This window comes from Pseudomonas versuta (genome assembly GCF_001294575.1).
Classification (GTDB): domain Bacteria; phylum Pseudomonadota; class Gammaproteobacteria; order Pseudomonadales; family Pseudomonadaceae; genus Aquipseudomonas; species Aquipseudomonas versuta.
Map to the genome: position 1 here is coordinate 1,519,858 of NZ_CP012676.1, position 25,487 is coordinate 1,545,344.

The window sequence follows — 25,487 nt, forward strand, 5'->3', positions numbered from 1 at the left end:
CTCAGGGCTTCCCGGTGGCTGGGTGCATGACTTCAAACGGCACATCGAACAACGTGCTGCCGAACTGGACGTTACCCACATTGTTGCGGCTGACGCTGATGGCGGTCAGATAGGAGATCGGCAAATACACCGCCTGATCGTGCAAGGTGGTGAGGATCTCGCGGTAGCCCTCGGCCCGCTGTTGCTCGTCGGTCTGGCCCAGCACTTCGGCGATCTTGTGGTCGATGGCATCCTTCATCGGCAGGCCGCGCTGGGCCATGTAGTCAGCGTGCCCGGCATAGCGCATGGAGCTGACAAAGGAGTGCGGGTCGTAAGGCGCGCCCCAAGTGTCGGCGAAGATCATGCCGAAGCGGCCCTCACGTTGACGCTGTACCAGCGCGCCGTCTTCCTCGGCCCGCAACTTGATCTCGATCCCGACCTTGGCCAGTTCGCCCTGAAGGATTTCGGCCAGGCTTTTTTGCAGGGCACTGGTGCCCAGAAACACCAGTTCGATGCTCAGGGGCTGGCCGTCTTTTTCGCGTATGCCCTTGCCGGAAGCCGTTTTCCAGCCGGCGGCCTCGAGGGTTGTGCGCGCCTGTTGCGGGTCGTAGGGGCGGCCTTGAGGCCAAGGTCGGTGTACGGCATGTTGTTGGAAAACAGGGCGTCGGCTCGCGGCTCCAGACCGTGCAGGACCTTGGCGATAATGGTGTCCTTGTCCACGGCCTGGTTGATCGCCTGGCGCACCGCCAGTTCGTTGGTGGGGGCCAGGCCGGTGTTCATCGCCACCGAGCGGGTGGCCAGTGGCGCGGAAATCGCGGTGTTGAAACCTGAGTCGCGCAGACGCACAAAGGTCCCGGGAGATATTTCGCCTTCAGCGCCCTGAATCAGATCCAGTTCGCCGGTCTGCAAGGCAATGGCGCGGCTGTCGGGGTCGGAGATGACTTTCACCAGCACCGAGCCGTAAGCCGGTTTTGGCCCCCAGTAGCGCTCGTTACGCTCGAAACGGTCGTATTCGCCGCGCCGGGTTTGCGCCAGGGTCCAGGGCCCGGTGCCCACCGGAGCCCCCGGTTTGGCGTGCGGCGCGCCAAAACGCAGCGGGCGCACTTGCGCCAGCTCCATCAGGGTCGGGTAGTAAGGGTGTTTGAGCTTGAGCACCAGGGTGTGCTCGTCCGGTGCCTCGACACTTTCCAGAGTGGAGACCAGTTCCATCCACTGATGGCGCTTGCCGTTGGCCAGTACAGCGTCCAGATTGGCTTTGGCGGCGGCCGCATTGAACGGGCTGCCATCGCTGAAGGTCACGCCTTCACGCAGGGTAAAGGTGTAGGTCTTGCCGTCCGGCGATACTGTCCACCGGGTCGCGAGCCAGGGTTCGAGGGTGCCTTTGTCGGTGTAACGCACCAGGGGTTCATAAACCATGGACTGGGCGTACATCTGGTTCGGCGAGTAGCCCCGGGGGTCAAGCGGCCCGGCGTTGGTGGGCCACGAATAGGTGAGAACAGGGGCCGGCTCTGCGGCTGATACGCTGGTGATGCCAGCACTCAGGCAGGCTCCAAACATCCATATGGCAAGTTGTTTTTTCATCCATGACTGCTCCACACTGCGTCTCCCTCAGGTTGATGGCCGCTGGCCTGTCCACTCATTGGGTATGAAGTCTATGTCAAAAGATCATAACTGCGAGGCCAATTAGATGCAGAGGGTCACCATCACGCTGGACGATGCCTTGTTGACTGCGATTGACCAGCGGGTTGGCACCCACGGGTATCAGGGGCGCTCCGAAGCCATTCGCGACTTATTGCGCGCCGGGTTGCTGGAGCCGCAAAACTGCAACCCGCAGGATCCCTGCGTGGCCACCTTGAGTTATGTCTACGATCACGGCACCCGGGAACTGTCCAAACGGCTGAACACAGCCTTCCATGAGCACCATGACCTGACCCTGTCGACGCTGCATGTGCATCTGGATCAGGGCAAGTGCATGGAAGTGTCGGTGCTCAAGGGCAGCATTGCCGAAGTTTCGGAACTGACGCGGCACATCATGGCCGAACGCGGGGTCCGGCATGGCAACGCGCAGATCATTCCGCTGGGAGAGATTGAGGGCGATCAGGCCTGACGCTTGCTGCGCATCAGGCTGATCTGTTGCGCACACGCTTCATGCGAGCAGCCTTGATTCTGGGCCGGCAGCATCAACTGCTGCACGGTCTGCGCTGCCAGACCGTGCAGCGGCGGTCGGTATCGAGAAGTGCTCGGCGCCGGTCATGCTTCACCCACTGCCAAAGGGGCGTCCGGGCGCGGGGTCGATCCGTCACCACAGCCCATCACCCCTTGCTCCAGGTCAATCACCGAGCCGGTCATCATCCCCGATTCAGCGGACAGCAAAAAAGCTACGCTGCGGGCGACTTCTTCAGGCTTGAGCAGGCGCCCGAACGGCATCGACTGTTCGACTTCGGCCAGCCATCCATCCTGTGCGCCATGGTATTGGCGCTGGATCTGGTCTTCGTGGGGCGTGTCCATCCAGCCGATGTTCAGGCCGTTGACCCGAATCCGGTTGCGCAGGGTGCTAAAGGCCACGTTTTTGGTGAGGATCGCCAATGCACCCTTGGAGGTTGAGTAAGCCGAGAGAAACGACTGGCCGCCATGGCCGCTGACGCTCTGGATATTGACAATGGCGCCTTCCACACCCTGGCGGATCATCAGTCTGATGGCTTCTTGCATGAGGAAAAACGGTGCCCGAACATTGACCGCGAAAATGCGGTCGAACAGTTCTGGCGAGGTGTCGAGAATGCTCCCTCGATCGGACATGCCCGCGCAGTTGACCAGCCCGTGCAAGGTGCCGAAATGCTCGCGGGCGGCATCGATGACGGCGCGGCAATCTTCGACACGCTCCATGTCGGCCTCGACAAAAAAGGCCTGGCAGTCGAGTTGTGCCAGCTGGCGCACCTGCTCGGCGCCTTTGTCGCGGCTGCGCCCGCAGATAACCAGCCCGGCTGCACCGCGCCGCGCCAGGGTGTGTGCAACGGCTGCGCCAAGGCCTTGAGTACTGCCGGTAACGACAAAAAAACGGCCTGCGAACTGAGTGGAAAAATCGGCTTCAGACATGAAGGGCTCCTGCGGGTTTTTATTGTTTTCGAGATCGTCGGGTGACACCTCGTGAAACCGAGACTAGCATCAGCCAAGCCTCAGAACTGGTAGAAAAGACCTCATAAAAGCCTCAAGAAAAAGGTCCGTGATCATCATGCTCAGCCGTGCCAAGCGTTTCTCGATCAAGCAAATTGCCACCCAGGCCGGGGTCAGCAAAGCCACGGTCGACCGCGTGCTGCACCAGCGCGGCAGTTTTCATCAGCAGACCAGCAGGCGTATCGAACAGGCCCTGGGCGAGCTTGAAGCACAGGAAAAAAACGGCCTGGCGATGGGCCGCACTTTTTATGTCGACGTCATCCTGCACACCCCGGAGCGCTTCAGTAAGGCGGTTAAAGAAGCCATGACGGCGCAGTTGGGCAGCATGGCGCCGTTTCGCATTTCGCCGCGTTTTCATCTATTCGAAGAGATCGACCCGCAGGCCATGCACGACCTGATCCGGCGTTGCGCTGAAAAGGGCAGCCAGGGGGTGGTGCTCAAAGCGGCCGATGAGCCGCCGATTAACCTGGCTGTCAACCGGTTGGTGGCGGCCGGGATACCGGTGGTGACCCTGGCTACGGACTTGCCGCAGAGCAATCGGATTGCCTATGTCGGTATGGACAACCGTAACGCCGGGCAAACCGCGGCGTATTTGCTGTCACGCTGGCTGGGTGCGGCGGCGCAAGAGGTTGCGGTGGTCATCAGCAGCGAGCGCTTTCGTGGCGAGGAAGAGCGCGAAATGGGCTTTCGCATGTGGCTGCGCGGGCGGGCGCCGCACTTGCGGGTGCTCGACATCAGCGAAGGGCTAGGCGTGTACGGGCCGACCTTTGCCCGTATGACCCAGGCCCTGGAACAGCACCCGGGCTTGAAGGCGGTGTATAGCGTGGGGGGTGGGAATCGGGCGATTGTCGATGCTTTTGCGGCACTCGGGCGACCGCTGGAAGTGTTCGTCGGGCATGATCTGGATGAAGAAAACCGGCAGTTGCTGGCCGAAGAAAAAATGGCCGCGGTCATTGATCACAATCTGCAGGTCGATGTCCGGCAGGTGTTTTTGCACATCCTGCAGTTTCACCGGGTATGCCAAGCCGGCCCGGTCATGCCGTCACAGGTGCAGATCGTGACGCCGTTCAATTTGCCGCAGGCGCACTGATGTGGCGCGCAGATGCGTATCTGCGGCCTTGAACCCTGACGCTCATGCCTGTGTAAGCGCGTGGAGCATCAAGTGTCGGGCCAAGCATAACTTGGCCCAACAGAGGCTACATCTGGCGGAATTCGATCATGAAGTTATTAAACCAAGTGTTGTTATTTGCGGAGCTGAGCCCTTGCAACCAACTACGATCCCACGTCGTGTAGGTATATGGATGAGGCATGCTCATCAGCTCTGGCGTGTTCCACGCCATATTCCAGGCACTCCCATTGTAGGATCCGGCCATGACCTCGGGTGACGTGATCATCAACGAATTAGCATCAATCCCCGCTGCGTTTAAACTGGAAGGGAGGTAAGTCGGGTGATGATTTGAGGCAATCAGTCGGACCTCGTTCACATAATCCGGATTATTGGCAAAAAACGGAATGGGCTGTGGGTCTATTGCGTTCCTCGGCACGGTTACTGAAGGGACATTATTGGCAGGTAATCGTAATGGCGTGGGATTGGATGCTGCATAGCTTCTGGCGGCATTAAACGTACGTGAATCAACGACGGCGTGGCGATTGATCGCGCCAATAACATTTCTCATGGGGCCATCAGGGTTCATTGCTCGAGTCGCCTGCCAAAGTTCAACATGATCGGTAGCGCGTGATGCTTGTATTTGTAGGCTTAAAGGATTGCGTGTGCGCCCCGGTCGCCCTCCCGCATGCTGCAACTTGTGCTGCCAGCCACCGACAAACTTGCCTACTTTTTTCACTCCCTTGGCCGCCGCCCCGGCGATTGACGGCGCCGCCGACGCCAGACCTGTGGCCATGCCCACAAAACCCAGAATCCGACCCGCGCTTTCATTGCCGGTGGCCAGCAAGGCTATCGAGGCCACGTCTGCGGCCAGTGACACGACGCTTAAGGTCGCGGTGGTCACTGCGGTGATGTAACTGGCGGTCAACGCCGCAGCGGGAGCCGCCAGGGCACCGAATGAGGCCACCGCGCCCATCACCCCGAACGCAATCCCTACCGCTGGCAGCAACCAGTCCAGCCATGAATGGCCCGACGGGTCGATGCGGTTCACCGGGTCGCCGGCGCAGTAGACGTAGCCATTAAGGCCGCCTTCACCGAAGGGGCTGAGGCTGTCGCGGCTGTGAAAACGCATCAGCGCCGGGTTGTAGATGCGGTAGTCGCCCAGGAAATACCAGCCGGTGACGTCCTCGCGCAGGCTCCCGGCATAGCCCAGTCGGCTGGTCCCGGCCACGCTTGAACCATAGGCGCCATAGACCGGGTGGTTGATCCCGTCCTGGGCTTCAGTGGTCACCGAGCCCTGGGCATCGGTGCCCAGCAGCATGACTTCACGCACTGCCGAAGCCAGCCGGCTTTCGGCCACTGGAACATTTCCGGCACGGACCCAGCGGGTTTGAGTGTCTTCACCCGTCTCGCAGCTGAGCTGGCCGCCGGTGTGGTAACGCCAGCGCGGCCCGCGAGCATCCTCGGTCTTGATGATGTTGCCACCGGGGCCGTAGTGCCAACGACGCTCGCCTGTAGGCAGGGTTACCCCGATCAGTCGGCCGAGGGCGTCGTAGTGCAGTGGATTACCGCGTTCGTCGCGTTTGAGATTGCCGAGGGCGTCGTACTCCAGGGTCACCGGTGCCGGGTAATCGGCGCGGCTGTGGCGCACGCTGAGCAGTTGCGTGAGGTCGGCAGGGTTGTAGCCAAACAGGGTGACATTGTTTGCGCTGGCGTCGGCCAATACCGTTTCCAAACGGCGCACATTATCCAGCGCATCGTATTCGAAGTGCTGCTCGCGGTAGGTTTTGCCGTGGGCGTCTTCGGGAAGCGATGGGCCTGTAAGGCGATGGGAAATCATGCGGCCACGGATGTCGTAGTCGAAGGTTTCACGACGTACCAGAACACCGTCACGGGTCAATTCGCGCTGGATCAGCTTGCCGTCCTTGCGCCATTGCTGGGTCTGGATTTCAAGAGACTGTCGGGTGGGCGTACGGGTAGCAGTTTCACGACGGGCCGGACGGCCAAGGCTGTCGTAGCCCAGGGTCACGGTCATGTCCCGCGAGCCGTCTTTTGATTGGGTGCGCTGCTGGTGAATCCGCGACGCCGCATCGTAGGTCACGCTGATGGTGACATCGGCACCTTGCTGCTGGCTCAAGCGACCCAAGGCATCGTACTGGCAGCGCTGCTCTGCGCCGTCGGCATCGGTCAGCCGTGTGACCTTGCCCGCTGGTGTGGTGGTTTGCTGTTGTGAACGAGGTTGATCACCGTGCCAGGCGTAATCGGCTTGGGTCAGCAAACCCGACGGCGACCAGTGATCTTTTTGCATGCCCAGGTTGCCTTGGGCTTCCAGCAACCGGCCACTCAGAGGATCGTACTTGTTGAACACGCTGATGCCGGGGGCTTCTAGTGACAGCATCGCACCGCCCAGTTCCGGCTGGCGTTCGGTCTGGACCTGCGTGCCGTCGGGAAGCGTCTGGGTATGGGCGTGGATTTGTCCTTCGGCGTATTGCCATTCAGAAACACTCTGGCCGACCTTTTCCCACAGCAGTCGGCCAAGACCATCGTATTTACGCTCGCCCAGTACTACTTCGTTACTGCCCAAAGAGGGGTGAGTGATCGACACCGTGGCCGGTAATTCACCGTCATGGCCTTCGGCGTAGGTGCGCTTGATCACACTGCCGTCGGGCAGCGTGGTCGACACCAGCCGATCGCGGGCATCCCACTCCTGACGCGTCTCCCGGCCCATGGCATCGGACTGGCTGATGCAACGTCCAAGCCCGTCATAGCTCCAGCTCAGCTCATGCTGCAGCACGCCGTCGGCGCTGTACAACTGCTCGGTCAGCGGCTTGCCATCGAGGGTGTGGGTCGTCACGGTTTTGGCCCCGTCCACGCCATTGGCGTCGGTCTGCCAACGGGTGCCGGTCAGTGCCACAGGGTCGGCTTGAGTGTGTTGCGTCACCCCATCAGCCCCGGTTTCCGTCAGCACATTGCCCCAGTCGTCAAAGGTGCGTTCGGTGGTCAGGCTCAGGGCTGGAGTGTCTTCGTTACCGGGGTCGTAGCTGGTCTCACGAAATACCCGGCCCAACACGTCATATTCGCCGGTCCAGGCGGTATAGGTCTGACCGCTGTCGGACTGTTTCTCACGTCGTACTTCCCGACCCATACCATCCAGCCAGACCGTTTCCTTACGCCCGGAAGCGCCGATTCGGGTCTGGCAGCGTTCGTTCGCTGACAACGAATAGGCCCAATTGACCTCGGCCTCGAACGCCGAATCCGGGGCGGCGACCTCTTGTACTACACGGCCCAGGGCATCGTGGGCAAAGGCGATGCGCATTTGCTCATCGGTCTGCTCGGTGACCATCAAACCCGAGTACAGATCTTGCGAGGATTGGGAGCTGGACTCATGACCGTCGTGCCCGGTGATGGTCACGTTTTCCTGCAACACCGTACGCTCAAGCGACCGTGCATTGCGGGCTTGGTTGAGCTGGTAGCTGTAGGAGCGGGTGGTGCTTTTACCCTGCACGGTCTGAGTTTCACTGAGCATGCGACCGTGGTGGGGCGATGCTGGATCGACGATAAAGGTCTGGCTGGAACGGCCCAGCTCGGTACGTTTTTCGCCCTCCACCAGCAACAGTTTCTCCTCGCTGCTCTGGATAAAGGTCGGCAGTGCAAACTCGGGCGCATCCTGACGTACTGGCAATGATTGATAGCGATATTGAGTCTGCTTCACCGGACCCTCGGTGCCGGGTGGCGGACTCACTGTGCGACTTTTCAGACGGGTAATCCTGCCCAACGGATCGGCCGGGCAGTTGTCGGTCTCACCACTGACCGGGTAATACTCCGACGCTTCAATGCCACCCAATGCATTGCGGTGCCACACCGGGTTGCCCAAGTCGTCGTAACGGGTTTCTTCTTCAGTGCTCAGTTCACGCAGCACCCGCTGCCCATCCAGCCGCGCCTTGCGGGTAATCACCTTGTGCGGGAACTGGAAGTAAGGCAGTTGCCGGGCAATGGGCAGCCAGGGCTCGTCGTAATAGGTGGTCTCGGTTTCCTGCAAGGTCTGGCCCTGTAACGTGCGTTCGCGGGTCAGCAGATGGAAACGGTTAAAGGTGCGGGATACCGTTTGCAAAACAGTACCCCGGGCATCCATCAGAGTTTCGGTAGAGCCATAAAGGAAATCGCCACCCCCTGTCAGGTGATAGAGATTGTCCTCACGGTTGCGCCACTGGCGCACCGCCGGCCAGCCGAAGTAATTGTTGGAGCCATAAAGGCCGTAGTCATAACGAACCAGCTGCACCGGCTGGCCGTCACCCGGATCCTTGCGGGTCTGACTGACCACCGGCATCCGTGGGAACGGCGCGCCCGGCGGCAACGCCAGGCCGTTGGCCTCGCTGTAGGTCACTTCCTCGGTACTGCCGGTGGGCTGGGTGCATTTGCTCAGCAACAACAAGCCCGAGCTCGCGGTGCTGTAGTCAAACTGCCAGCCGTTATTGGGCAATCCGTCCACCGTCACCCGGCGCAACTGCCCGGAGATGCGCTGAAAAGTCATCACCATCTGTGAGGGAGTGTCGGGTTGCAGAGTCAGATGGGTAAGCTGGCCTTCGTAGGCAAGTGCCACCAGTGTACGGCCCTGGGCATCGCTGACTTGCTGCAAATAAGCCGCGTTGCCGATCGAGCGCCAGTCAAAACTCAGGGCACTGCCATCGGCTCCCACCAGGGTGCTGACCACCCACAGGCTCGGATGCCCGGCCAATGGAATCAGGCGCTCACAGGTGCCGTCGTTATGCCGCACCCACATCTCCTGGCGCTGAACCGTAACCGTCACCACCGGCAAGCGAACGTCCGGGAAGCGCATGCCCTGGCCAACAATCTCGCCGCGAAAACGCTCGCCGGAATTGAGCTGCAACTGCTGACTGGCGCCGTCCCAGGACGTGGTGCCGAGCATCCAGCCCAGGCCAAAACCCTGATCCTCGGTCATCAAGGGGCTGTAACCCAGACGCAGCTGGCTGATCGGCCCGCGCAGATCGTTGGCGGCGCCGGTGGGCAGGCTCACCAAGGCCGAGAATGAACCGGTGCGTGGGTCGACCCCGGCACTGATGCTGCTCATGAAGTTATAGGCCCCGGAATATACGTCGCCGCTGCTGAACAGGCTGGCGGCGGATTGGAGGTCGGGGATGTGCTCAGATGGGTCAATCATGTTTGCCACTCCTTGGTTCTCTGAAAAGGAGTGGCAAAATAGAAGCGCTGACTTATGAGAAACAATGAGCAAGGGCTGTAGGTGTCTTCGTGACAAAAAGCTGCATGAATACCGCTAAGGCACAGCTGCAAAGCTATATGGATGTCGCACTTTGGTTGCTCGCGATGGGCGCGTCACAGGTTCTCGCTGGTGACGATCTGCAACGGCACATGGATGCGGTGACGCAACGGATCAAACTGCGGCGCGGTTTGCAGTTCTACCAGCAAGTCCATCAGCGCCGCCGCAATCAGCTTCGGCTGGGAGTCTACCACCAGGCTGATCAACCCCTGTTTCAGCGCCTGATGCGACAGTTCGGTGGATTCCGGCAGGATGCTGCACAGACCCGGGCGCCCGGGCAGTTGTGCCAGCGCGCGGATAATGCCGTCGCCACCGCCACCCACCACGCACAGGCCGCGTAAATCGGCATGCCGGGCCAGCAGATCGAGTGCTGCTTCTTCGGTCACGTCATCGTTGTCCATGTTAATCAGTGGATCGAGCAGTTTGAGCCCAGGTGCGTGTTCCGTAAGGTAGCTGCGCAAGCCATCGATCCGCGCCTGGTGCCCCTGGAACCGGTGCCCGCCCAGCATCACGCCGATGCTGCCCTTGCGTGCGCTGCAGGTGTGCGCCAGCAACCAGCCCATAGTGCGCCCCACCTTGTGATTGTCGACGCCGACGTAGGCCTCGTGCCCTTGCTCATGAATGTCGGACAGCAGCGCAATGACCGGCACGCCGGCTTCGCGGATCTGGGCAAGGCAGGCATTGATCTGCGGGTGGGTGAAGCTGACCACCGCCAGGCCATCGTATTGCACGGCCATGTGCTCGATTTGCGCCACGATGGCGGCCGGGCTGCGGTCGACTATGTACTCGAAGTGGCAGCTCAGGTTGGCCTCGAGCTGGCGCCGGGCGGCCTCGGTAATGGCAGCTGCCAGGTTGCCGTAGAACGCTTGGGCGGTGCCCAGCAACAGAATGCCGAAGCGATAAGCGGGGCGCCGCTCGCGGATGCGCTGGCCAATCAGGCGGGCGGCGAAATAGCCGACCGCTTCGGCGGCCTGGAACACCTGTTCGGCAGTGTCCGGATTGACCGGCGCCCGGGCGTTGAGCACCCGGTCTACGGTGGCCACACTCAGCCCCGCATGGGCGGCGACAGTGGCGATAGTCGGGCGTTTATTGTTGTTCATGATCAGCCCTGAAGGAGGCCTTGATAGAAAACTATCAAGCTGCACTGGGGCTCGATGATAGCTTGAAAGGGAATCTATTCAAGGCATTGAGGGCCATGGCATGGCTGCTTATATTTTCCCCAGAACAATAAACAAGCCTGCGGAGAACCTTCCATGTCTCAATCCAGTTCAACCGAACGCCGCGACTATCGATTGACCGGCCCTGAAGCTGCGCGGGCCGCCGACAAAGGCCTGGTCTCGGCCAGTTGGTATCAATGCCCGATTTCCCGTAAACGCCTCAAGGAGCTGATGCAGCGCCGCGACGGCCCGGCCCTGCGCGACACTGCATTGTGGGTGCTGGCTTTGCTGGTGACCGGGTTTGGCGGCTACTGGTTCTGGGGCTCCTGGGCCTGCGTTCCATTCTTTATGGCCTATGGGGTGCTGTATGGCACTGCCTCCAATGCGCGCTGGCATGAAATGGGCCATGGCACGGCATTCAAAACCCGCTGGATGAACGACGCGGTGTATCAGGTAGCGAGCTTCATGTGCCTGTTCGAGCCCCATGTCAGGCGCTGGAGCCATACCCGTCATCACACTGACACCATCGTCGTGGGGCGCGATCCGGAAATCGTCGAGCCGCGTCCGCCAAGTCTGGTACGTATGGCCCTGAGCCTGTTCAACCTGCCCCATGGGTTCAATACTCTGCGCTCGGTATTTCGCCATGCAGCCGGGCAGATGGATGATGAAGAGAAGACCTATATTCCTGAATCCGAATGGCCGGGGGTGGTGCGTACAGCGCGGATCTGGCTGGTGATTTACGCACTGGTGATCGGCCTGGCGCTGTATCAGCACAGTTGGTTGCCATTGATGTTTATCGGCCTGCCGAGCCTGTATGGCGCGTGGCTGTCCTACCTGTTCGGGCTGTCGCAGCATGTGGGGCTGGCCGAGGACTCGCTGGATCACCGCAGCAACTGCCGCACTATTTACATGAACCCGCTGCTGCGCTTTATCTACATGAACATGAACTATCACCTCGAGCATCACATGTACCCGATGGTGCCTTACCACGCACTGGCGCAGTTGCATGAGGAAATCCGCCACGACTGCCCGCCGCCGTATCCCGATCTGCTTGGCGCTTTCAAGGAAATCATTCCGGCCATCCTGCGCCAGCGCAAAGACCCGGGTTATTTCATTCGTCGCCCCACAGGGCCACGCGCTGATGCTGCACCTCAAAGCCAGGCCGTGACCGGCTGATCGCAACCACAACGACAAGAGAGAAGATCATGAGCGAGCAATGGATCGACGTCTGCGCCGTGGACGATATAGATGAAGAAGATGTGATGCGCTTTGACCATGGCCCGCACACCTATGCCGTGTACCGGTCGGCCGAGAGCGAGTTTTTCGCCACTGCCGGCCTGTGCACCCACGAGTCCATCCACCTGGCCGACGGGCTGGTGATGGACCACGTCATCGAGTGCCCCAAGCATAACGGGCGTTTTGATTACCGTTCGGGCAAGGCGCTGGGTGCTCCTGTCTGCGTCAACCTCAAGACCTATCCGGTGCGGGTCGAGGCCGGTCGTTTGTTTCTTGCCGTACCGGCTTGAGAGCGGGGAGCCAGACCATGAATACAGCCAACGCTCCACTGGTGATTATCGGTGCCGGGCATGCCGGCGGGCGTGCGGCCCTGACCTTGCGCAGCGAGGGATACGGCGGGCGGCTGATCCTGATCGGCGACGAAGCCCATGCACCTTATGAACGGCCACCACTGTCCAAGGGGTTGCTGCAAGGCACCACCGATCTGGCGGGGTGTAGCCTGTGCGACAGCACCCGGCTGGATGAGCTGGAAATCGAGCACTGGACCGCCAGGCCGGTGCAGTCTCTGGCGCCGCAACAGCACCGGCTACAACTGGCCGATGGCAGCTGGTTGCCCTATGGGCGGTTGTTGCTGGCAACCGGCGGCCGGGCACGGCGCCTGCCCAATGTTCCGGAGCATATGAGCAATGTGTTGTATTTGCGCACCCACGATGAAGCCCTGGCCCTGCGCGGCGGCTTGCACCCCGGCGCCCGGGTGGTGATTGTCGGCGGCGGCTTTATTGGCCTGGAAGTGGCTGCCACGGCTCGGGCCCTGGGCTGCAATGTGACCCTGCTTGAAGCGGGGCCGCGCCTGGCCGGGCGGGTGCTGCCCGAGCGCTTGTCCGGCGTATTGCTGGACCTGCATCGGGCCCGGGGTGTTGACGTGCGCCTGAACGTGGTCATTGAAGCGGTGCTGGGTAGCGAGCGTGCCGAGGCCGTGCAATTGGTCGACGGCCAGCGCTTGCCCTGTGATCTGCTGGTAGTGGGCATCGGCATGCAACCCAACGTCGAACTGGCCAGGGCTGCCGGGCTGGAGGTGGGGCAGGGCATCCGGGTCGATGCCCGGTTGCAGACCAGTGCGCCGGACATTTTTGCGGCGGGTGATGTGTGTGAATTCCGTTTGCACGCGCAAGGTCCGTACCAGCGTCAGGAAACCTGGCGCAATGCCGAACATCAGGGCCATCACGCGGCTCTCAATCTGCTGGGCGCCGAACTGCCCTTCGACAGCATTCCGGGGTTCTGGTCCGATCACTATGACTGGGGTTTGCAAACCTGTGGCCAGATCAGCAGCGCCGAACCTTCTGCCCTGCGAGTGACAGCAGACGGCGGATTTCTGATGTTTTACCTCGATGCCGAGCAACATTTGCAAGGTGCCTGCAGCTGGGGCCAGGGCACCAGCATGGCCCGGGACATCAAACTCTGCGAACGCCTGATCGCCAGCCGCACAGTGCTGCTGGTGCCTGGGCTGATGGACGCCAATATGTCGCTCAAACAACTGTTGAGGAACTGATATGCGTGAATTTCTGGTGTTTCAGTCTCTCTGGGCCATGCAGGACCACAACGGTCAAACCGACCAGCCTCTGGAAGCCCAGCTGGATAAAATAGTGGCCGCCGGGTTTGATGGCGTCACCGATCACTTTTGGCTGCCACAGCCTGCTGCGCGCCTGCACCAGGCAGCCAGAGACCGGGGGTTACAGATCGAAGGTCAGGTATTTCCGCGTTCGGTGGATGATCTGGCGGCAGCACTCGACGTGGCCACTCAATACGGTTGCCATCACCTGACGCTACAGGCCGATGTGCGCCCGCGCAGCCTGTCGCAGGCAGTCAAACTGGCCGAAGGCTGGCAGCGGCTGGCCGAGCAGGTGGACTTTCCCGTACTGCTGGAAACCCATCGTTATCGCCTGACCAACGATCTGTTCTTTACCCTCGATCTGCTGGCCGAAATGCCGGATCTCAAGCTGCTGGCGGACTTGTCCCACTACGTGGTGGGGCGTGAACTGCCGGTGCAGGCCAGCGCCGAAGACGACGCCATGATCCACACCATTTTGCGTAATAGTTGGGGCTTTCACGGCCGTGTCGCCTGTAGCGAACAGGTGCAGGTCCCCATCAGCTTTGCCCAGCATCAGCCCTGGTTGCAGCGCTTTTTGGGCTGGTGGCAGTACGGCATAGAGGACTGGCTGGCCCGCAAGGACACGCCGCAGAGCCTGTCCTTTACCTGTGAGCTGGGCCCGCCGCCCTATGCCATTACCGGGGCGGACGGGCGCGATATCAGTGATCGCTGGGCTGAAGCCCTGATGCTCAAGACGCTGATGCGCGAGGTTTGGCAGGGCTGCCGCGCTCGTTCAGAGCAAGGCGTCGCCACAGCAACCGACCGAGGGTAATCGACCAGTTGCACAGGGCAATCATCAGAATGATCGACAGCAGTGCAGGGATGCCGTAGTCGACGATCACGTGCCCGGCCAGCCATGGAAAGCCGAAGACCCCGACAAAATAAGCCAGGCTGAACAGCACCAGTGATTGCGCCGTGTGCCCGGCGGGTGCCTCGTTGGCGGCCAGGCCATTGATCACCGAGTAGGTCAGGCCGTATCCGACACCCAGGGTCATCGCGGCTAGCAAGTAAGTGCTGGCCGAACTGACGCAGAACATGAACATCAACACCGCGGCTACGATCATGGCCGTCAGAATGGAGGCCATCACGTAGGGGTCGCGCTTGACGATAAAGCCTGCGATCAACAGCCGGCACGCGATGGCTGCGCCCATGAACCCGAGGAAGAACAGCGAGTAATCCAGATGATTGAGGCTGGCGTAAGACGTTTGAAAACTCGACAGCCCGCCGAAGATGGCACCGCCCAGGCCGACCATGACAATCGCGAATACAGCCTTTGAGCGCAGCACCAGGCGGGCGGCCGGCAGGGTGATTTTGCACACACTGACGGGGCCGACGGCGGCGCTCTGGCGTTTGATTTTCGGGCCGATCAGCACAAACACCAGGCCGCCCAGCAGGCTGGCAACGGTAGCCACTACAAAGGCCGATTCCACTGGATACCCCAGTGCCTGAGCCGCGCGTCCTGTCAGGGGGCCGCTACCGATGCCGCTCATCATGCTGCCAGACAGCAGGGCGAAGTATTTAACCCGGCGCGCAGGCTCAATCATCATCGCCACGATGATCGGCCCCAGGGTGTAAAACACCCCCCAGCCAAAGCCCAGCAGCAAGCCGGATACCAGCACCGCAACGCCATAGGCCGGAACCGTTGCGAAGCCCAGGCACGCTGCCGCCAGCAACACGGCGCCAGCGGCAATCGCCTTTGGTGCACCGAACAGATCGGTCAGATGCCCGGAAAAAATCACCGCGCCAAAGGTACTGAGCATGGCCAGCGAAATGATCGTGCCGGCATCGGACTCGCTGCCGCCGTGGGCGCTGAGCACCATGGCCAATAAAAACGTGGTGCCGTAAGACACCGACAGTAAGTAACTGCCCAGGCAGAAGAGGCCGAACACACCATGGGTTGGCGGCGGAGCAGCAGATGCAGTGGATGGCATTCAGGGTGATCCTTGGGGTTCGGTTTTTGTTGTACGTAAGCGTCGAACCTTAATAGCAGACAGCAGCGCGAAGTCAGGTTGCAAACCTTTGGATCCTGACATCGCCAAGCTCTAAACAAAGCGGATTTCTTCACCTCTGACACCACCTTTTTCGGCTGCGATCTAACCAGTGGTTCAGGTTTAGTGGATCCAATTGGCCGGGATGTCGGCCTGAAAACCTGGCGATATCGCCCTTTGCCCCGAATATAAGGAGATTGGTCGATAATCGCACGCTAATCGTGAGGATTTTGGCTTTGTTTAACCTGTTGAAAAGTATAATAAATATTGATTTATGTTTTCAGTAAAGGCCATTTTTTTGAAGTAAATTCAGTCCATACACGGTCGCCTCATATTGCCTGTGGATCCATTAACGGGTTGACTAGCGCAAGGTGATGGCAGGATCCCCTCCTGAACGTCCCCCATAAAAACTACAAAAAAGGGTCTCGTCATGAATGGCTTATCCAGGGCGCAGAACTGCCTGAGTTCTGCTGACTTTACGTCGGTGTGCACTACCGTTTTTTTCGTGGTCCCGGTCTTTAGCGACACGGAGGCACAGCCATGTCTATGGATCTGAAAGCCGCCGTGGATAACGGTCCGATGAGTCGCTTTCAGTTGCTGGCGATCGGAATTTGCATTGTGTTGAACATGATTGACGGGTTTGACGTGCTGGTGATGGCGTTCACGGCGGCTTCGGTATCGGCCGAGTGGGCACTCAACGGTGCGCAGATCGGTTTGCTGCTCAGTGCCGGTTTGTTCGGTATGGCCGCAGGTTCCTTGTTTATCGCGCCCTGGGCTGACCGCATCGGTCGTCGGCCTTTGATCCTGTTGTGTCTGGTGATCTCGGGCACCGGCATGCTGCTTTCAGCCATGAGTCAGAGCCCGGTGCAACTGGCTTTGTTGCGTGGACTCACGGGGCTTGGGATTGGCGGGATTCTGGCGAGCAGCAACGTGATTGCCAGTGAATATGCAAGCAAGCGCTGGCGCGGCCTGGCAGTCAGTCTGCAGTCCACCGGCTATGCCCTTGGGGCAACGCTGGGCGGCTTGCTGGCGGTCTGGTTGCTGACCCGTTGGGGCTGGCGTTCGGTGTTTGTATTCGGCGGGCTCGTCACCTTTGCAGTGATTCCGCTGGTGCTGTTGTGGCTGCCCGAGTCGCTGGATTTTCTGCTGGCGCGCCGTCCGGTCACCGCTTTGCAACGCATCAACCGTCTGGCCCGGCGTTTGGGGCAGCCCGTCCTGAGTCAAATGCCGCCGGTGGTCGCAAGCGCGTCCGGCAGCCGTAATGCCCTTGGTGCTCTGCTGGGGCCTGCAATGCGCCGCACCACGCTGGTGATCTGGCTGTTGTTCTTCCTGGTGATGTTCGGCTTCTACTTTGTGATGAGCTGGACCCCCAAGTTGCTGGTGTCTGCCGGGCTTTCCGCGCAACAGGGGATTACCGGGGGCGTACTGCTGAGTGTTGGCGGGATCTTCGGTGCGGCATTGATTGGCGGCTTGTCATCGCGCTGGCCGCTGGCCCGGGTGCTGTCGCTATTCATGCTGATTACCGCCGGTTTGCTGGTGCTGTTTGTCGGCTCGGCGTCTTCGGTGATGGCTGCCCTGGGGCTGGGCTTGCTGATCGGGTTGTTTTCCAACGGCTGTGTTGCCGGCCTCTATGCACTGTCGCCGGTGGTGTATGACGCCTCCGTGCGGGCGACGGGGGTGGGCTGGGGCATCGGGATTGGCCGTATCGGCGCCATTGTGTCGCCAGTCGCTGCCGGGTTTTTGCTGGATGCCGGCTGGCAGCCGCTGCACTTGTACGGGGTGTTTGCCATCGTATTTGTGCTCGCCGCGGGCTGCCTGTTGCTGCTCAAGCCTTCGACCGTGCAGACGCAGCCGGTGCTGGCGTCGGCTTGATCCTGTTTCATCTGTAGAAGCGAGCTTGCTCGCGAGCTTTTAAATCGCACACGGCTCGCGAGGCAAACTCGCTCCTACAGTTTTAAATAACAATAAAAACGGGCGGGCTGTATCAGCTGCGGGGAGCGGCTGCGCCCGATAATCGGAGAACAATAATAATGAAGATGATCACAGGCTTGCTTTCGTTGACCTTTTGCACCTCGGCGCTGGCGCAGCAAGAGGGTTTTTTTGAAGGGGCCACCACCGATTTGCTGCTGCGCAATTACTATTTCAACCGTGACTTCCGTGATCCGGGCGCCACTAAAAGCAAGGTGGATGAGTGGGCGCAGGGTTTTATTCTCAAGTTCAACTCGGGCTACACCCCGGGGCCGGTGGGCTTTGGTCTGGAGGGGATAGCCATGTTCGGGGTCAAGCTGGACAGCAGCCGGCTGGCCAGCGGTTCGGAATTGCTGCCGGTACATGATGACGGTCGCGCCGCTGACAATTTCGGCCGTGCCGGTGTGGCGGCGAAGGCGCGTTTTTCCGCGACAGAGTTGAAGCTCGGTGAGCTGCTGCCGGATGTTCCAGTGTTGCGTTACGACGATGGTCGCTTGCTGCCGCAGACTTTCAGCGGTGCCATGCTGGTTTCCAAAGAGATCGAAGGGCTGGGGTTGCAGGCGGGTCAGTACAGATCCGTCAGCTTGCGCAACTCTTCGGATATGCAGGACCTATCGGCCTGGGCTGCGCCGGGCGTCACCTCCGACCGCTTCAATTACGCGGGTGCCGAGTACCGTTTCAATCAGCAGCGCACCCAGGTGGGGCTGTGGCATTCGCAGCTGGAAGATATCTACCAGCAAAGCTATGTCAATCTGCTGCACAAACAACCGGTGGGCGACTGGGTGCTGGGGGCCAATCTTGGTTACTTCATTGACAAGGACGATGGCAGTGCCCGCATCGGCAAGGTCAGCAGCCACACGGCCTATGGCCTGTTTTCGGCAGCAACCGGCGGCCATACCGTGTACCTGGGGTTGCAGCGGGTGAGTGGCGACACCGGCTGGATGTCGGTGTACGGCAGCAGTGGGCGTACCCTGGGCAACGATATGTTCAACGGTAACTTCAGTAACGCCGATGAACGTTCCTGGCAGGCGCGCTATGACTACAACTTTGCCGCACTGGGAGTGCCGGGGTTGATGGCCATGGTCCGTTATGGTCATGGTGACAACGCTACCACCAGGCAGGGCACCAACGGCAAGGAGTGGGAGCGTGATACCGAGGTCAGTTACACCTTTCAGAGCGGTGCCCTGAAAAACCTCGGCCTGCGCATCAATAACGCCACCAACCGGCGCAGCTTCAACAGCGACTTTGACCAGACCCGGGTGATCGTGAGTTACCCATTGTCGATATAACCTCGACAGGCCCGTAGGAGCGAGCTTGCTCGCGAGCTCTTCATCACGCAAAGCTCGCGAGCAAGCTCGCTCCTACGGGTTTTTGGGTGTGCCTGTTACTATGGCCGCCCCTGTTTTCTGGAAGTTGTCTGGATGAGCAAGCCCGGTCAATTAGTGCTGATCGCACTGCGCAAAATGATTGCCTCAGGCGAACTGGCCGCAGGCGAACGCCTGATGGAAATTCCTACCGCTGAATTGTTCGGTGTGTCCCGGATGCCGGTGCGCATGGCATTTCGCACCCTGGAGCAGGAAGGCTTGCTGGTGCGTTTTGGCGGTCGCGGCTTTCAGGTGCGCTCGGTGAGTGCCGATGATATTGCCGGTGCGGTCGAGGTGCGCGGTGTGCTGGAAGGGTTGGCGGCACGCCAGACCGCCGAGCGCGGGCTGTCGGCCGAAGGGTGCAAGGTCCTCGAACTGTGCCTGATGCAAGGCGATGAGCTGTTTGAAAAGGGCTTTGTGACCGAAGACGATCTCGAGATCTATCACGATCTCAACATGCGTTTTCATCAGGTGATTGTCGAGGGTAGCCATAACCCGGCGATTGCCGATGCGCTGGCGCGCAATGATCACTTGCCGTTTGCTTCGGTGACCGCGCTGGCGGTCGATCGCAAGGACATGGTGCGCGAGTACCGGCGCTTCAACTACGCGCACATGCAGCATCATTCGGTGTTCGATGCCCTGGTCAGTGGCCAGGGTGCCCGCGCCGAAGCCATCATGCGCGAGCACGCCAACGCGACCTTGCGTTACGCCGAAATCTTTGGCTCGGCAGTGGCCAGTGAGCGGATGAAAGTGATTCACCGCCCGGACTGAGTTTAGAGATCCAGCACCAGCAGCGGCGATTTCGAGCGTGAGCAGCAGGGAGTGAACTGATCGTTGCAGGCTTGCTCCTGCTCGGTGAGGAACATGTCGCGGTGATCCGGCACGCCCTCAAGTACGCGGGTCAGGCAAGTTCCGCAGACGCCCTGTTCGCAAGACATGGGGATGTCGATGCCATGGCTTTCCAGGACCTGGACCACGGTTTTGTCGGCCGGAATCTCGAAGACCTGGCCGCTGCTGCCCAGCTTGACGGAAAAACTGCCGTCGTTGCTGCTGTCCATGGGGGCTGCGGCGAAATACTCGCGGTGCAGCGCCGCTTCCTCCCAGCCCTGGGCCCGGGCGCTGTCCAGAATGTGCTGCATGAAGCCCCCCGGGCCGCATACATAGAGGTGAGTGTCGTGCTGCGGGTCGGCCAGTACCTGGGCGGCGTTCAGAGCGGTTTCGGCCTGTTCGTCGAAGTGCAGAAACACCCGGTCTGCAAAAGGCGAATTGCGCAGGCGCTCAACAAAGGCGGCGCGAGCACTGGAGCGGGCGCAGTAATGCAGTTCGAAATCTGCACCGCTATGGGCCAGGCGCTCGGCCATGCACAGAATCGGGGTAATCCCGATCCCGCCGGCGAACAGCAGGCTGCGGCGGGCATCGCGGGTCAGCGCGAACAGATTGCGCGGCTCGCTGATGCGCAGGCGATCGCCGGGCTTGATCTGTTCGTGCAGGCGTTGCGAACCGCCCCGTGAAGCCGGGTCCTTGAGCACGCCGATCACATAGCGATGGCGCTCGTCGGGATGGTTGCAAAGGGAGTACTGGCGGATCAGCCCGCCGGGCAGATGCACATCAATATGCGCGCCGGCGCTGAACCCGGGCAGGGCGCTGTCATCGACACTGGCCAGCTCATAGCTGCAGATGTCTTGTGCTTCGTTTTTGCGTGAAATCACCACCACATCAATCATGCCGGTTCCTTGTTCTTATGAGGGGGCTGGCACGCCAGCGAGTGCCGAGCGCGGGTGTTTACTGTGCGCTGGCGATCAGTTGTGGTTCGGGGGAGCGTTCGCTGGCGATGATGCGCTCCAGTACCCGGCGTGACTGCACACCGCCCGAGTCGATATTGAGTTTGAGCAGGGCGCGGTGTGGATGGTCCAGCAGGTTTTGTTGCTGGCGCTCGAGCATTTCCAGGTCTTCGCTGAAAATCTGCCCCTGACCTTCGCGGATCGTATCGGTGAGGGTCTGGTCCCGGGGGTTGAAGTTGCGCGCCATGCCCCAGAAGTACCAGATCGAGGTTTCGGTTTCGGGGGTGATGAAGTCGACCACGATGCTCGACGCCTTGAACTCGGGGGCTGCGTGATAGCCGCCTTTGCCCGCGTGGGCCACGCCCACTTCAATCAGTACATGGCTGGGCGGTGAAAAGCGGCAAATCTGCCAGCGGTCCACGGGTACGTCGTCAGCCAGGTCATTGCCGCGCAAGGCCATGCGCCAGAAGGGTGGAGGCATGATGTTTTCCATGTGCCGCGCAGTGACCACCTCATGACCTTCGACGGTGGTGGTCGGGGCAACTTCGTCGATTTCTTTCTGGCCGATGCTGGAGGCGTGAACGTAGGTCTCGTGGGTCAGGTCCATCAGGTTGTCGATCATCAGGCGATAATCGCAATGGATATGAAACAGCCCGCCGCCGTAGGCCCATTCATCGCTAACAGCCCATTCCAGATGATGGATCAGTGCGGGGTCGGCCAGGTCCTGATCGCCGGGCCAGACCCAGACAAAGCCATAGCGCTCGACCGCGGCGTAGGTTTTGTTGCACGGAAAACCGCGAACCCGTTGCCCGGGCATCTCGACGGTCTTGCCGTCGCAGCCCATGACCAGGCCGTGATAGCCGCAGACCAGATTGCCGTTATCGACATACCCCAATGACAGCGGAGCGCCGCGATGGGGGCAAAAGTCCTCGACCGCGGCAACCCGGTTTTCTGCGGCGCGATAGAAGACGATTTTTTCACCACAAATTTGCCGGCCCAGGGGTTTGTCGGCAATTTCATCGGGGGTGCACGCGACGTACCAGGTGTTTTTTGGGTACATGACCAATCTCCAGATCAGGTGTTATTGCTTTTATGGATCCATTAAGAATCACGCCGGCCTGTCTGGTCAATGTTGTTTGTCGTTAATAGCCGATTATCGAACGGATAATCTTTTTTTTTTGGGTTTAATGGATCCATTAGGCGATATTCTGGTCTTGGATACATTCTGTAAGCATTGCCGTTTGCACTGATACGACCGGGTTGTCAGGCTCGCGTGCAAATCGGTCTCGCCTGCGCCAGAGTGCGCGAGTCAGACGTATAGGCTTATGGCAGGAGTAGACATGTTTCATATCATCACCGCGTTCATTGCTCTTTATGTGATCTGGCGCTTTGTCTGGCCGCTCCCGATAAGCAAGGCCTGCAGGTCCGGTTTGGGCGTTGTGCTGCTATTGATCGCCGAGCACCACCTTGTCACCCGTACCTTCTTTGGCAGCATGGCGTCGCCCGAAGTGCCGGGTGAGGTGCTTGTGGTGTTGGGGTGGGCATTTGCCAGCCTGATACTGTTGGTGCTGCTGTTGTTGATTCGGGACCTGGCGGGCATTGCGGTCTGGCCGCTGTCGCGTAAAACCGCTCGGGCCTTGCTGGGCGGGCGACGTCTGGGGATTGCCCTTGGCCTGATCAGCATGGGCTTGGCGGCTGTCGGTGTGTGGCAGGCGATTCGCGTGCCTGAGGTCAAGACCATGGAGATCGTGTTGCCGAGCCTGCCTGAAGAGCTCGACGGGTTGCGCATTGTGCAGCTCACCGACCTGCATGCCAGCCGACTGTTGCAAGCGCCCTGGCTCCAGGCCGTGGTGGACAAAACCAATGCACTGAAACCGGATCTGATCCTGATCACCGGCGACCTGGTGGACGGTTCGCCCCAGGCCCGGGTCGAGGATGTTCAACCGCTCAAAGACCTGCGCGCCCGCCATGGTGTGTTTGCCATCCCGGGCAACCACGAATACTACGTCGACTACGTGCACTGGTTGCCGGCCTTTGAGCACCTGGGTTTGCATATGCTGCTCAACGAACATGAGCGGATCACTCATAACGGGCGTGACCTGATACTGGCCGGGGTCACCGACAAAGCGGCGCAACCGTTCAAACTGCCGGAGCCGGATATCTTCAAGGCCCTCAAAGGTGTCCCGGCGGGTGATCCGGTCATATTGCTCAGCCATCGACCGGGCGGTGCGCTGGCCAACGCGGGGCAGGGTGTTGACCTGCAATTGTCGGGGCATACCCATGGCGGGCAGATACTGGGTCCGCATGTCATTGCAAAGTGGGCCAATGAAGGCTTTGTCTCGGGCCTGTATCAAGTGGACGGCATGAAACTTTATGTGAGTAACGGCACAGGGTTGTGGAACGGTTTCCCGGTTCGACTGGGTCGGCCTTCAGAAATCACCGAGATAGTGTTGCGTGCGCCGAAGGTGCAGCCGGGGTCATCCGTTACCGGCCCCGGGTTGTAGTCGCTGACGAGGCACGAGGCTGCGATCGGCCAAGGCCCGTAGTCCTCCAGCCTTGATGTACCTGACACACCAGGGATGGACGGTTTGCGAAGGCTACGCCGTCGATCGCAGCCTCGCATAGCTCGTCAGCGACTACAGGGTCGTTTTTCCGGCATGTGATGGGCCTGCGGGTCGCTACGGATATTGAGTGGTCGCAGCAGCACCGTCTTTTAAAGCACAAACCGGCAACAACACCTAACCTTGATCCAGAACCGGGCACTGCAAATACCTGGCTGAACTTCACCCCTCGGGTGCGGCCATATGTCTCGGTTTTGAATTTCGATGTGCTCCAACTGTCACTGAATAAGTCTATAGAATGCCGCCCCTGTGGTTCGGGCCCGAAGCGTCCAGATGGCGCCTGTTGTGTATGCAACATGGCGCATCAGGGCAGGTCGGATCCCGGGCCTCTCATACCATCGCTAGCGAGTAGTTCACCCCTTAAATGAGCAACCCCACTTCTGCATCCCAGGCTAACTGGCAACCGGTCATCGCACTGGCACTGGCCGCGTTCGTGTTCAATACCACCGAATTTGTCCCGGTCGGGCTGCTGAGCGCGATCGGCGCCAGCTTCGACATGACCACGGCCAGCGTCGGGCTGATGCTCACGATTTATGCGTGGGTGGTGTCGCTGGCCTCGCTGCCCATCATGTTGCTGACGCGAAATGTCGAGCGCCGCAAGCTGCTGCTCATCCTGTTCGGGCTGTTTATCGTCAGTCATGTGCTGTCGAGCCTGGCCACCAACTTCGGCATTTTGTTACTCAGCCGAATAGGGGTAGCGTTGTCTCACGCCCTGTTCTGGTCCATTACCGCCTCCCTGGCCGTGCGTCTGGCCCCCGAGGGCAAGCAGGTTCAAGCCTTGGGTCTGCTCGCCACCGGTACCTCGCTGGCGATGGTGCTGGGGGTGCCGCTGGGTCGTTTGCTCGGTGAAGCCATGGGCTGGCGCACCACGTTTATTGTGATTGCCGGGCTGGCCGGATTGCTGGTGTTCTGGTTGACCCGCACGCTACCGCTGTTGCCGAGCCAGAACTCGGGCTCGCTCAGAAGCCTGCCGATCCTGTTCAAGCGTCCGGCGCTGGTGGCGATCTATGTGCTGACGGCGGTGGTGGTGACTGCGCAGTTCACGGCTTACAGCTACATTGAACCCTTCGTCCAGGGCGTTGCCGGCATGAGTAGCAGCATGGTGACGTTGATCCTGTTGCTGTTCGGCGGTGCCGGAATTATTGGCTCCCTGTGCTTCAGCTGGTTCCACAAGCACAATCCGCAGCGGTTCTTGCTGGGGGCAGTTGGCTTGCTGACGTGTTGCCTGTTGTTGCTGCTGCCTGCCAGCGGCTGGATTGAGTCCCTGGGGGTGCTGAGCATTTTCTGGGGCATGGCGATCATGGGCTTCGGCCTGGCGTTGCAGTCCAAGGTACTGACGCTGGCGCCAGATGCTACAGATGTGGCGATGGCGATGTTTTCGGGGATTTACAACATCGGTATCGGCGGCGGCGCATTGCTGGGCAGTTATGTCGGCGGCCATCTCGGTTTTGCCTGGATCGGCCTGGTGGGCGGCGCGTTGGCTGGCCTGGCGCTGGCCTTTTACAGCTGGTCACTGTATCGCATCAACCGTACTGCCACGGCGGACTGATCAGCACCGGTATCTGACGCAACGCCTGCGTCAGATACCGGTGAGGTTTAAACGGCGCTCAGGTGTTCATAGAGGATCGTTGCACCCACGATAATCAGCACCACGCCACCGACGATTTCCGCGCGCTTGCCCACCAGACTGCCGAGTGCTCGCCCCAGCATGGTGCCGATGATCACCATGGTCATGGTGGCCAGACCGATGGCCCCGGCGGCCATCCAGATATTCACGTCGACAAATGCCAGGCCAACCCCGACCGCCAGCGCGTCGATGCTGGTGGCGATGGCGGTGATCACCAGAATCCAGAATGAGTGCTGCGTCGGTTTCTCTTCGGCTTCTTCTTCATCGGGTTTGACCCCGTTGTAGATCATGTACAGGCCCAGGCCCAGCAGCAGGGTGAAGGCGATCCAGTGATCCCATTGGGTGACATAGCTGCTGGCGGCGTTGCCGATGGCCCAGCCGATCACCGGGGTAATTGCTTCAATCACGCCGAAGATAAGGCCGGTGCGCAGGGCTTCTGTGAAACGTGGTTTGTGCAGGCTGGAGCCTTTGCCGATGGCTGCCGCGAAGGCATCTGTCGACATGGCGAAAGCGAGGAGAATCAGGGCAATCGGGTTCATGTTTATT

The 25,487-nt window shown here is 60.3% G+C and carries 18 protein-coding genes and 1 pseudogene; 11 read left to right on the top strand and 8 right to left on the bottom strand.

Features of this window, described 5'->3' with window-relative positions; translation table 11 throughout:
• Position 1: 1 nt before the first annotated feature.
• Positions 2 to 1,560, bottom strand: a pseudogene (gene nikA, locus AOC04_RS06840) (nickel ABC transporter substrate-binding protein).
• A 106-nt stretch (positions 1,561 to 1,666) separates the two neighbouring features.
• On the opposite strand from nikA, the gene nikR reads away from it, so the two are divergent.
• Positions 1,667 to 2,086, top strand: coding sequence for a nickel-responsive transcriptional regulator NikR (nikR, locus tag AOC04_RS06845; protein WP_060691795.1), 420 nt, complete (start codon positions 1,667 to 1,669; stop codon positions 2,084 to 2,086).
• 143 nt (positions 2,087 to 2,229) lie between these two features.
• Here the strand turns inward: nikR and AOC04_RS06850 are convergent, their stop codons facing one another.
• A complete protein-coding gene (locus tag AOC04_RS06850) occupies positions 2,230 to 3,072 on the bottom strand; it encodes an SDR family oxidoreductase (protein WP_060691797.1) in 843 nt (280 codons plus the stop codon).
• Positions 3,073 to 3,208: 136 nt separating this feature from the next.
• On the opposite strand from AOC04_RS06850, the gene AOC04_RS06855 reads away from it, so the two are divergent.
• Positions 3,209 to 4,240 carry a LacI family DNA-binding transcriptional regulator gene (locus tag AOC04_RS06855; RefSeq protein ID WP_060696891.1) on the top strand — a complete coding sequence of 344 codons (1,032 nt, stop codon included), beginning with the start codon at positions 3,209 to 3,211 and terminating at the stop codon, positions 4,238 to 4,240.
• A gap of 106 nt (positions 4,241 to 4,346) precedes the next feature.
• Here the strand turns inward: AOC04_RS06855 and AOC04_RS06860 are convergent, their stop codons facing one another.
• Both AOC04_RS06860 and AOC04_RS06865 read right to left on the bottom strand, forming a co-directional pair.
• On the bottom strand, positions 4,347 to 9,434 hold the full coding sequence (locus AOC04_RS06860) for an RHS repeat domain-containing protein (protein WP_060691799.1): 5,088 nt from the start codon (positions 9,432 to 9,434) through the stop codon (positions 4,347 to 4,349).
• A gap of 173 nt (positions 9,435 to 9,607) precedes the next feature.
• Positions 9,608 to 10,651 (bottom strand): LacI family DNA-binding transcriptional regulator, encoded by a 1,044-nt coding sequence (locus AOC04_RS06865; protein WP_060691801.1) that lies wholly within the window; start codon positions 10,649 to 10,651, stop codon positions 9,608 to 9,610.
• A 153-nt stretch (positions 10,652 to 10,804) separates the two neighbouring features.
• Here AOC04_RS06865 and AOC04_RS06870 point away from each other — a divergent pair, with 153 nt between their 5' ends.
• Genes AOC04_RS06870 through AOC04_RS06885 form a run of 4 tightly spaced genes read left to right on the top strand, consistent with a single transcriptional unit; the run spans position 10,805 to position 14,364 of the window.
• Positions 10,805 to 11,884 carry a fatty acid desaturase family protein gene (locus tag AOC04_RS06870; RefSeq protein ID WP_060691803.1) on the top strand — a complete coding sequence of 360 codons (1,080 nt, stop codon included), beginning with the start codon at positions 10,805 to 10,807 and terminating at the stop codon, positions 11,882 to 11,884.
• Positions 11,885 to 11,913: 29 nt separating this feature from the next.
• Positions 11,914 to 12,234, top strand: a complete 321-nt coding sequence (locus AOC04_RS06875) for a MocE family 2Fe-2S type ferredoxin (protein WP_060691805.1) — start codon at positions 11,914 to 11,916, stop codon at positions 12,232 to 12,234.
• Between the two features lie 17 nt (positions 12,235 to 12,251).
• Complete coding sequence (locus AOC04_RS06880) at positions 12,252 to 13,493, top strand: NAD(P)/FAD-dependent oxidoreductase (protein WP_060691807.1); 1,242 nt, start codon at positions 12,252 to 12,254, stop codon at positions 13,491 to 13,493.
• Position 13,494: 1 nt separating this feature from the next.
• Positions 13,495 to 14,364, top strand: a complete 870-nt coding sequence (locus tag AOC04_RS06885) for a sugar phosphate isomerase/epimerase family protein (RefSeq protein ID WP_060691810.1) — start codon at positions 13,495 to 13,497, stop codon at positions 14,362 to 14,364.
• On the opposite strand, the gene AOC04_RS06890 is transcribed toward AOC04_RS06885, so the two are convergent.
• On the bottom strand, positions 14,282 to 15,523 hold the full coding sequence (locus AOC04_RS06890) for an MFS transporter (RefSeq protein WP_060691812.1): 1,242 nt from the start codon (positions 15,521 to 15,523) through the stop codon (positions 14,282 to 14,284). The genes AOC04_RS06885 and AOC04_RS06890 overlap by 83 nt on opposite strands.
• Positions 15,524 to 16,120: 597 nt before the next feature.
• Between AOC04_RS06890 and AOC04_RS06895 the strand changes: the two genes are divergently transcribed.
• From AOC04_RS06895 to AOC04_RS06905, 3 genes are all read left to right on the top strand, one after another.
• On the top strand, positions 16,121 to 17,452 hold the full coding sequence (locus tag AOC04_RS06895) for an MFS transporter (protein WP_060691815.1): 1,332 nt from the start codon (positions 16,121 to 16,123) through the stop codon (positions 17,450 to 17,452).
• A gap of 158 nt (positions 17,453 to 17,610) precedes the next feature.
• Positions 17,611 to 18,837 carry an OprD family porin gene (locus AOC04_RS06900; protein WP_060691817.1) on the top strand — a complete coding sequence of 409 codons (1,227 nt, stop codon included), beginning with the start codon at positions 17,611 to 17,613 and terminating at the stop codon, positions 18,835 to 18,837.
• A 132-nt stretch (positions 18,838 to 18,969) separates the two neighbouring features.
• Positions 18,970 to 19,683 carry a GntR family transcriptional regulator gene (locus tag AOC04_RS06905; protein WP_060691819.1) on the top strand — a complete coding sequence of 238 codons (714 nt, stop codon included), beginning with the start codon at positions 18,970 to 18,972 and terminating at the stop codon, positions 19,681 to 19,683.
• A gap of 2 nt (positions 19,684 to 19,685) precedes the next feature.
• Here the strand turns inward: AOC04_RS06905 and AOC04_RS06910 are convergent, their stop codons facing one another.
• Positions 19,686 to 20,636, bottom strand: a complete 951-nt coding sequence (locus tag AOC04_RS06910) for a PDR/VanB family oxidoreductase (RefSeq protein ID WP_060691822.1) — start codon at positions 20,634 to 20,636, stop codon at positions 19,686 to 19,688.
• A 58-nt stretch (positions 20,637 to 20,694) separates the two neighbouring features.
• On the bottom strand, positions 20,695 to 21,753 hold the full coding sequence (locus AOC04_RS06915; RefSeq protein ID WP_060691824.1) for an aromatic ring-hydroxylating oxygenase subunit alpha: 1,059 nt from the start codon (positions 21,751 to 21,753) through the stop codon (positions 20,695 to 20,697).
• 280 nt (positions 21,754 to 22,033) lie between these two features.
• Between AOC04_RS06915 and AOC04_RS06920 the strand changes: the two genes are divergently transcribed.
• Both AOC04_RS06920 and AOC04_RS06925 read left to right on the top strand, forming a co-directional pair.
• Positions 22,034 to 23,197, top strand: coding sequence for a metallophosphoesterase (locus AOC04_RS06920; RefSeq protein WP_060691826.1), 1,164 nt, complete (start codon positions 22,034 to 22,036; stop codon positions 23,195 to 23,197).
• Positions 23,198 to 23,678: 481 nt separating this feature from the next.
• Positions 23,679 to 24,863, top strand: a complete 1,185-nt coding sequence (locus tag AOC04_RS06925; protein WP_060691828.1) for a sugar transporter — start codon at positions 23,679 to 23,681, stop codon at positions 24,861 to 24,863.
• 47 nt (positions 24,864 to 24,910) lie between these two features.
• On the opposite strand, the gene mntP is transcribed toward AOC04_RS06925, so the two are convergent.
• On the bottom strand, positions 24,911 to 25,480 hold the full coding sequence (gene mntP / locus AOC04_RS06930; protein WP_060691830.1) for a manganese efflux pump MntP: 570 nt from the start codon (positions 25,478 to 25,480) through the stop codon (positions 24,911 to 24,913).
• Positions 25,481 to 25,487: the final 7 nt, after the last annotated feature.

Excerpts from the sequence above, each read along its gene's own strand:
- nikR (WP_060691795.1), top strand. The coding sequence starts at position 1,667 with ATGCAGAGGGTCACCATCACGCTGGACGATGCCTTGTTGACTGCGATT.
- AOC04_RS06850 (WP_060691797.1), bottom strand. The coding sequence starts at position 3,072 with ATGTCTGAAGCCGATTTTTCCACTCAGTTCGCAGGCCGTTTTTTTGTC.
- AOC04_RS06855 (WP_060696891.1), top strand. The coding sequence starts at position 3,209 with ATGCTCAGCCGTGCCAAGCGTTTCTCGATCAAGCAAATTGCCACCCAG.
- AOC04_RS06860 (WP_060691799.1), bottom strand. The coding sequence starts at position 9,434 with ATGATTGACCCATCTGAGCACATCCCCGACCTCCAATCCGCCGCCAGC.
- AOC04_RS06865 (WP_060691801.1), bottom strand. The coding sequence starts at position 10,651 with ATGAACAACAATAAACGCCCGACTATCGCCACTGTCGCCGCCCATGCG.
- AOC04_RS06870 (WP_060691803.1), top strand. The coding sequence starts at position 10,805 with ATGTCTCAATCCAGTTCAACCGAACGCCGCGACTATCGATTGACCGGC.
- AOC04_RS06875 (WP_060691805.1), top strand. The coding sequence starts at position 11,914 with ATGAGCGAGCAATGGATCGACGTCTGCGCCGTGGACGATATAGATGAA.
- AOC04_RS06880 (WP_060691807.1), top strand. The coding sequence starts at position 12,252 with ATGAATACAGCCAACGCTCCACTGGTGATTATCGGTGCCGGGCATGCC.
- AOC04_RS06885 (WP_060691810.1), top strand. The coding sequence starts at position 13,495 with ATGCGTGAATTTCTGGTGTTTCAGTCTCTCTGGGCCATGCAGGACCAC.
- AOC04_RS06890 (WP_060691812.1), bottom strand. The coding sequence starts at position 15,523 with ATGCCATCCACTGCATCTGCTGCTCCGCCGCCAACCCATGGTGTGTTC.
- AOC04_RS06895 (WP_060691815.1), top strand. The coding sequence starts at position 16,121 with ATGTCTATGGATCTGAAAGCCGCCGTGGATAACGGTCCGATGAGTCGC.
- AOC04_RS06900 (WP_060691817.1), top strand. The coding sequence starts at position 17,611 with ATGAAGATGATCACAGGCTTGCTTTCGTTGACCTTTTGCACCTCGGCG.
- AOC04_RS06905 (WP_060691819.1), top strand. The coding sequence starts at position 18,970 with ATGAGCAAGCCCGGTCAATTAGTGCTGATCGCACTGCGCAAAATGATT.
- AOC04_RS06910 (WP_060691822.1), bottom strand. The coding sequence starts at position 20,636 with ATGATTGATGTGGTGGTGATTTCACGCAAAAACGAAGCACAAGACATC.
- AOC04_RS06915 (WP_060691824.1), bottom strand. The coding sequence starts at position 21,753 with ATGTACCCAAAAAACACCTGGTACGTCGCGTGCACCCCCGATGAAATT.
- AOC04_RS06920 (WP_060691826.1), top strand. The coding sequence starts at position 22,034 with ATGTTTCATATCATCACCGCGTTCATTGCTCTTTATGTGATCTGGCGC.
- AOC04_RS06925 (WP_060691828.1), top strand. The coding sequence starts at position 23,679 with ATGAGCAACCCCACTTCTGCATCCCAGGCTAACTGGCAACCGGTCATC.
- mntP (WP_060691830.1), bottom strand. The coding sequence starts at position 25,480 with ATGAACCCGATTGCCCTGATTCTCCTCGCTTTCGCCATGTCGACAGAT.